Annotated in this window: 3 protein-coding genes; 2 read left to right on the top strand and 1 reads right to left on the bottom strand. The window is 63.1% G+C overall.

What is annotated here, in order from left to right; all coding sequences use genetic code 11:
• Positions 1-365 precede the first annotated feature (365 nt).
• Complete coding sequence (locus AC0L3E_RS16925) at positions 366-2735, top strand: DUF1989 domain-containing protein (protein WP_473605217.1); 2370 nt, start codon at positions 366-368, stop codon at positions 2733-2735.
• A gap of 388 nt (positions 2736-3123) precedes the next feature.
• Entirely contained in the window at positions 3124-4833 is a 1710-nt protein-coding gene (locus AC0L3E_RS16920) for an APC family permease (protein ID WP_127270074.1), read from the top strand.
• A 68-nt stretch (positions 4834-4901) separates the two neighbouring features.
• Here the strand turns inward: AC0L3E_RS16920 and AC0L3E_RS16915 are convergent, their stop codons facing one another.
• Positions 4902-8048, bottom strand: a complete 3147-nt coding sequence (locus AC0L3E_RS16915) for an efflux RND transporter permease subunit (protein ID WP_127328496.1) — start codon at positions 8046-8048, stop codon at positions 4902-4904.
• Between the last annotated feature and the right edge of the window lie 66 nt (positions 8049-8114).

The following is an 8114-nucleotide window of genomic DNA, read 5'->3' as shown; positions in this document are numbered from 1 at the left end:
ATGCGCGCATGGAGTTCGCCAATGCAACTTGACACCACAGATAGTCGCTCATTGCCCTGCCGGGCATTTCTCCCCGTGAACGGGGAGAAAGAAGCTGTTCGGAGTGCCGCGCTATTTCTGCAATGTTGGCGATTGGCGAAACCGGCGACGACAGCGTCCTTCGCCCCGTTTACGGGGAGAAGATGGCAGCAGCCAGATGAGGGGCAGCACCGACGTTTGGAAGATAGACTGGGAGGCCAATTCAATCCCAATTGACTGGGTTCGAAGCATCACCTTCACCTTGCCAAACGCACGCGCACTGCTATTCTTACCGCTAAAATAATTTCACACACAGGCAAACTTGTTTCTCGAACCGCAAGGCTGAAATGAGCCAGTCGCCCTACCCCGCAATTGCTGCCGGACCGCCGCGGCCGAGCCTCATCCTGAGGCCCGGCCAGATCGCGCTGCCGCCGGGCATGGAGCGTTATACGATCCATGGCAATGGCGCGGTGCTCATCGATATCGAGGCCGGCGACACGATCACCGTGCGCAATGTCGAGGGTGGCCAGGCCTGCGAGTTGCTGGCCTGGGACAGGACCGGCGCGACCGATCCCGGCATTTTCGGTGAAACATCGAACAGCAATGCTGCCGGCATCAAGGCGCTGTTGGCCGAGGACGACGACAGCCTCGCATCGCTACGGAGCGGGCTCGCGCGCCGGCAGATGCAGCTTGACCATGCCAAGGCGGTTCGCGTGTTCGGCGGCGCGACACCCGCCGGCACCGAGCAGGCTTTCACGGTCGCGCGCGACGGCGCGATGCTGATTGCGGCCCCCGGCGGGCCGATGCTGGTCGATGGCCACGACACGGCGACGCCGCTGATTGCCATCGTTCGCCGTGCCACGATCCGCCCGGCGGCGAAATCGCTACTGGCCGATCCGCTGGCCGACCCGGTTCTCGATTTGCGCGTCCATTCGGCGACGGCGGAATCCTATTTCGTCAAGGCTGGCGACTATCTCCAGATCATCGATGTCGACGGGCGCCAGTGCACCGATTTCCAGTGCTTTTCGGCGCGCAAGCTGGACAGGGGATTGGATCATCCGCTCGACGTGACGACGACTCGCACGCTGATGGGTGCGAGCTACCCGATGCCCGGCCTGCATTCCAAATACTTTGACCAGGACATGGAGCCACTGGTCGAGGTGGTGCAGGACACATGCGGCCGGCACGACGCCTTCGCGCTCGCCTGCGCGGCCAAATATTACGACGACATCGGCTATCCCGGCCACACCAACTGCTCGGAGAATTTCAACGGCGCTCTGGCCGGCAAGGGCGTCAATCCCCGCGCGGGCTGGATGGCGATCAACTTCTTCTTCAACACGGCGATCGACGCGCATGGCGTCATAGTGTCCGACGAGCCGTGGTCGCGGGCGGGTGACTATGTGCTGCTCAGGGCGCTCACCGACATCGTCTGCGTGTCCTCCGCCTGCCCCGACGACACGACGCCGGCCAATGGCTGGAACCCGACCGACATCCATGTGCGGACCTATTCCGGCCAGCACAAATTCTCGCGAGCGATCGCCAGACGCATGACGCCCGATTCGGAACCGAAAATGACCCGCGAGACAGCTTTTCATTCGAGCTTTGCCAAGCACACCCGCAACTTCGGCGAGTACAGGGGCTATTGGCTCGCCAATTCCTTCGCCAAGGACGGGCCGATCGCGGAATACTGGGCCTGCCGGCAGGACGCGGTGATCATGGACCTGTCGCCGCTGCGCAAGTTCGAGGTTACCGGCCCGGATTCCGAGGCGCTGCTGCAATACACGCTGACCCGCGACGTCAAGAAGCTTGGCGTCGGCCAGGTGGTCTATTCGGCCATGTGCTACGAGCATGGCGGCATGATCGACGACGGCACCCTGCTGCGGCTCGGCAAGGACAATTTCCGCTGGGTCGGCGGTGACGATCTGTCCGGCGAATGGCTGCGCGAGACGGCGACGAAGCTCGGCCTCAACGTGCTGGTGCGCTCGTCGACCGACCAGATGCACAACGTCGCCGTCCAGGGTCCGAAGAGCCGCGACATCCTGCGAGAAGTGATCTGGACTTCGCCATTGCAGCCGTCGATCGACGAGCTCGAATGGTTCCGCTTCGCCGTCGCCCGCATTGGTGGCGGCAACGGCATTCCGGTCGTCGTCTCGCGCACCGGCTATACCGGCGAACTCGGCTACGAGATCTGGTGCCATCCGCGCGACGCCGAAAAGGTGTTCGACGCCATCTGGGAAGCCGGCCAGCCGCATGGGCTGAAGCCGATGGGGCTGCAGGCGCTGGACATGGTGCGCATCGAGGCCGGGCTGATCTTCGCCGGCTACGAATTCTCCGACCAGACCGATCCGTTCGAGGCCGGCATCGGCTTCACCGTGCCGCTGAAGAGCAAGACCGACGATTTCATCGGCCGCGAGGCGCTGATCCGCCGCAAGGAGCACCCGCAGACGAAGCTGGTCGGCCTCGACATCGACGCCAATGTCGACGTCGGCCATGGCGACTGCGTGCATGTCGGCCGCGCCCAGATCGGCGTGGTCACGTCGGGCATGCGTTCTCCGGTGCTGAACAAGACCATCGCTCTGGCCAGGCTCGATGTCACCCATTCGGCTGTCGGCACCGAGGTCGAGATCGGCAAGCTCGACGGCCATGCCAAGCGGCTGCCGGCGCGCGTCGTCGCCTTCGCCCACTACGATCCGCAAAAGACCAAACCACGCTCCTGACGGCCTTCCTCCCAAGACAGTGAGGCCGTGCTGGCAGTCTGTGATAGGAATTTTTTCTTGAACTGCTGAGGGCAGCTATGCTACATATTCGTCCATGGTGCTGATTTGCGCCGCGACCCGCCTCCGGCGGGTTTTTCGTTTCCAGACCCCTGGTCCTTTTCCGAACAATCCTGCCCGCCAGTGTGAAGCTGACATGTTTCGCAAGCGTGATGTGCACGGCGCGACAATTCGCTTGACGTGAAAGCGCGCCGGATCAATCTTCACTCCTAAGAAAAAAAAACGACTGAGTGGAAACACCGGCAGTCGATCAATGCATGCGTCGATGGTGAAGCCTCGCGCAGCCGCGGCGGTCACGGACGGGGAACATCAAAATGGGGAACAAAGACATATGAGCACCATAACGACTGTCCTGGAGCCGCTTGCCGAAGGCAAGTTGCACCGAAATATCGACTGGCGCGGCGCCTTCTGGGTGGCGAGCGGCGTGCCTGCCCTCGTCCTGTTCTCGATCGGCGGCATTGCCGGCACGACCGGCACGCTGGCCTTCGCGATCTGGATCTTCTCCATGATCATGGGCTTCCTGCAATCCTTCACCTATGCCGAAATCGCCGGCCTGTTTCCAAACAAGTCGGGCGGCGCGTCGATCTACGGCGCCACCGCTTGGCTGCGCTATTCCAAGTTCATCGCGCCGCTGTCGGTCTGGTGCAACTGGTTCGCCTGGTCGCCGGTGCTGTCGCTCGGCTGCTCGATCGCCGCAGCTTATATCCTCAACGCGTTGGCGCCGGTGCCGCTGTTCACCGATGCCTCGCCCGAAGTCGTCGCCTATATCGCCGCGCATGCCGGGACGAGTGCCGCCGACGCCATCACGGCGGTGACCACCGCGGCAACGCCGGTGATCCGCAACTGGACGCTCTACAGCCACACGCTGGGGCCGGTCTCGTTCACCCTCAACGCGACCTTCTTCATCGGCGCGGTGCTGATGCTGATCATCTTCGCCATCCAGCATCGCGGCATCCTCGGCACTGCCAACGTGCAGAAATATATCGGCCTGCTGGTCATCATCCCGATGCTGATCGTCGGCGTCGTGCCGATCGTCACCGGCCAGATCAACTGGGCGAATTTTTCGCCGCTGGTGCCCCTGGCGGCCGCCTATGCGCCCGAGCCCGGCGCCTGGAACATTGCCGGCTGGACGCTGGTGCTTGGCGGCATGTTCATCGCCGCCTGGTCGACCTACGGCTTCGAGACCGCCGTCTGCTACACCTCGGAGTTCAAGAACCCGGGCACCGACACGTTCAAGGCCATCTTCTATTCCGGCCTTTTGTGCATGCTGCTGTTCATCCTGGTGCCGTTCACCTTCCAGGGCGTGCTTGGCCTCAACGGCATGCTGGCGACACCGATCGTCGACGGCTCCGGTGTCGCCGACGCGCTGGCCGGCATGGTCGGCGGCGGGGCGCTGATCCACAGCCTCTTGGTGATGCTGATGATCCTGGCTCTGGTTCTGTGCATCATGACGGCCATGGCCGGCTCTTCACGCACGCTCTACCAGGGCTCGGTCGATGGCTGGCTGCCGCGCTATCTCAGCCATGTCAACGAACATGGCGCGCCGACGCGGGCAATGTGGACCGATCTCGTCTTCAACCTGATCGTGCTGGCCATCGCCTCTGCCGACGCGACGAGCTTCTTCTTCATCCTCGCCGTGTCGAACTGCGGCTATATCATCTTCAACTTCCTCAACCTCAATGCCGGCTGGATCCACCGCATCGACAACGGCCATATCGCCCGGCCTTGGAAAGCACCGAGCTGGTTGCTCGGCGTCGGCGCGATCTTCGCCTATGTCAACATGATCTTCATGGGCGCGGGAGCCAAAGTTTGGAACCCGATGGCGCTGTGGGCCGGCCTGATCACGGCAGCCCTGATTATCCCGGTGTTCTGCTTCCGCCATTACATCCAGGACAAGGGCAAGTTCCCCGACCACATGCTGGCCGATCTCGGCATGACGGGGGCCGACCTCTCGGTCAAAAAGGCGGGCATACTGCCCTACCTGACCCTGGTAGCCGGCGTGGTGGTGATGCTGCTCGCCAACTGGTTCTTCGTCATCTGACCTCGTAAAAGTGAAAAGGATCGGGCGCGCTTCGGCGCGCCCGATCCTTTTCGACTGGCGTGATCGGTCTATTCGGCGGCCAGCGCCAGTTGCGGCTTTTCGGCTTCCTGGCTCAGTTCCAGATCGTCGGTCCGCCCCTCCGCCCCGCGCTTCTTCGGCTCCCGGCCGAAGAACAGGGCGTAGCCAGCAGGCAGGACCAGGATGGTCAGCACCGTGGCAACGAGGATGCCGCCCATCATGGCGTAGGCGAGCGGACCCCAGAAGACGCCGCGCGAGATCGGGATCAGCGCCAGCACCGCCGTCAGCGCCGTCAGCGTGATCGGCCGGAAACGGCGCACGGCCGAACCGATGATCGCCTCGTAGCGGTCCATGCCCGCGGCGATGTCCTGGTCGATCTGGTCGACCAGGATGATCGAGTTGCGCATGATGATGCCGAGCAGCGCGATGACGCCGAGAATGGCGACAAAGCCGAACGGCGCGCCGCTGATCAAGAGTGCCGCGGCAGCACCGATAATGCCAAGCGGACCGGTCGCCAGCACCAGCATCGCCTTGCCGAAGTTCTGCAGCTGGATCATCAAAAGCACGACGATGACGGCCAGCATGATCGGCGCCTTGGCGGCGATCGAAGCCTGGCTTTCCGCCGAATCCTCCGCACCGCCCTGGATCTCGACCTTGTAACCTGGCGCCAATCCGTCACGCAGGCCCTGCATATCCTTGTACAGTTTGGTGACGACGTCATTGGACTGCACGCCGTCGGGCAGCGTTGCCCGCACACTGATGGTCGGCAGACGGTCGCGGCGCCACTCGATGCCTTGCTCCAGCACCGGCACCACCTTGGCAACCTGCGACAGCGGCACGAAGCCACCGAAGTCGGTCGGGATATAGACCGAGTCGACCGAGGACAGCAGGCTGCGGCTGGCATCCGGCTCGCGGGCGACGATGGACACCGTCTCCTCGCCGTCGCGGAAGTCGTCGAGCGGCGCGCCGGACATCGCCGCCTGCAGCATCTGGCGGATGCGCTGCGAGGTGACGCCGAGTGCGCGGGCACGATCCTGATCGATGACCAGCTTCATCGCCGGAACCGGCTCCAGCCAGTCATCATGCACGGCGCCAAGCAGCGGATCCTCACGGAACTTCGCCTTCACCTGGTCGGCGATGCGGCGCACCTCCTGGCGATCCGGCCCCATGACGCGCATCTGCACCGGCCAGCCGGTCGGCGGGCCGAGGAACAGACGATCGACCTTGGCACGGATGGATGGGAAGTCTTCAGCCAGAACGGTGCGCAACTTGACGATCAGCCGTTCGCGGGCCGGTTCGTCATTGGCCATGACGAGCAGCTGGGCGAAGTTGGGGTTGCTCAGCTGCTGGTCGAGCGGCAGGAAGAAGCGCGGCGCGCCTTCGCCGATATAGGTGGCGATGAAACGCTTGTCCTTGTCGTCCATCATCTTGGTTTCGAGCGCCTTGGCCTGCGCCTCGACTTCCTTGATGCTGGTGCCTTCCGGCAGCCAAAGGTCGACGAGGATTTCCGGCCGCGACGATTGCGGGAAGAAGTTCTGCGGAATGAACTGGAAAGCCCACAGGCTGGTGCCGAAGGTGACCAGCGTCATCACCAGGACGATGATGCGATGGCGCACGGCCCAGCTGACGGTAGCACGAAGCCGGCGGTAGAAACGCGTGTCGAAGACATCGTGATGGCTGCCGGCATGCTTGCGCTGCTTGAGGATCATGTTGCCGAGCCATGGCGTGAAATAGACCGCGACGAACCAGGAGACGATCAGCGCGATGCCGACGACATAGAACAGGGTGCGGACATATTCGCCGGCGGTCGAGGCCGCGAAGCCGACCGGAATGAAGCCGGCTGTGGTGATCAGCGTGCCGGTCAGCATCGGGAAGGCGGTCGAGGAATAGGCGAAACTCGCCGCCTCGACCTTGACCATCCCCTCCTCCAGCTTGCGCTCCATCATCTCGACGACGATCATCGCGTCGTCGACCAGAAGACCGAGCGCGATGATCAGCGCGCCGAGCGAGATGCGCTGCAGGTCGATGCCGAGTTCGTACATGATGGCGAAGGTCGCAGCCAGCACCAGCGGGATGGCGATGGCGATGACCAGACCGGAACGCCAGCCTATCGACAGGAACGAGACGACGAGCACGATCAGCAGCGCTTCGCCAAGCGCATGCATGAACTCGGCCACCGCATCGGTGACGACGCCCGGCTGGTCGGAGATCTGGTCGACCGCAACCCCGTAAGGCAGCGCCTCTTCGAAGCGCTTGTAGGTGGCCTCGACATCCTTGCCGACGTCGGTAACCTTGAAGCCCTTGGCCATGACGACGCCCAACTGCACGCTGTCGTGACCGTTGAAGCGGTATTTGCGCTGGAACGGATCTTCCAGCCCCGAGGTCACCGTGGCGATGTCGCCCAGCCTTGTGACCTGGCCGCCGGCGCGCAGGCGCAGGTTCCGGATATCCTCGACCTTGCCGACATCGCCCTCGACGGAGATGCGTACCGAGTTGGTGCCGGTATCGACGGAGCCGGCCGGGTCGACATTGTTCTGTCCCTTGATCGCATTCTGCAGATCGGTCAGCGTCAGGCCGCGTTCGGCCAGGGCCTTGGACGAGACGTCGATATAGAGCTTTTCCGGCTGGTCGCCGATGATGACGGCCTTCTCGACGCCGGGCGTCGTCAAAAGCATGTCGCGCGCCTGGATGGCGAACTTCTTCAGTTCGGGATAGCTGAAGCCGTCGCCGCTGATCGAATGCAAGGTGATGAAGGTGTCGCCGAACTCGTCGTTGAAATACGGCCCGAGCAGGCCCTGCGGCAGGTCGCCCTGGATATCGCCCACCTTCTTGCGCACCTGGTAGAACGCGTCGGTCACCTCGGCGGTGTTGGTGTCGCCCTTGATCTGCACGGTGATGATGGCGCTGCCGGCGCGGGTGAAGGAGCGCACGAAATCGAGATGCGGCGTTTCCTGCAGCTTGCGTTCGATCTTGTTGACGACCTGGTCTTCCATCTCCTTGATCGAGGAGCCCGGCCAGATCGCCTGGACGACCATGATCCGGAAGGTGAAATCGGGATCTTCCTTCTGGCCCATACGCATCAGGCCGAGCGCGCCGGAAATGATGATCAGGCCGAACAGGAACCGCGCAATGGCGGGATGGCCGATTGCCCAGCGCGACAGGTTGAAGGGCCGCTTCTCTTCCGTGGAATTGGTCATCGACGCTGGTCCATCTATCTAGCGCAACAAAATCGAGGTTTCATAGTGGCTTCCGGGCGGCAAGGC

It is taken from the genome of Mesorhizobium sp. WSM4822 (assembly GCF_055811155.1).
The sequence above is the reverse complement of the archived record's forward strand: the minus strand, read 5'-3'. Positions and strand labels throughout refer to the sequence as shown.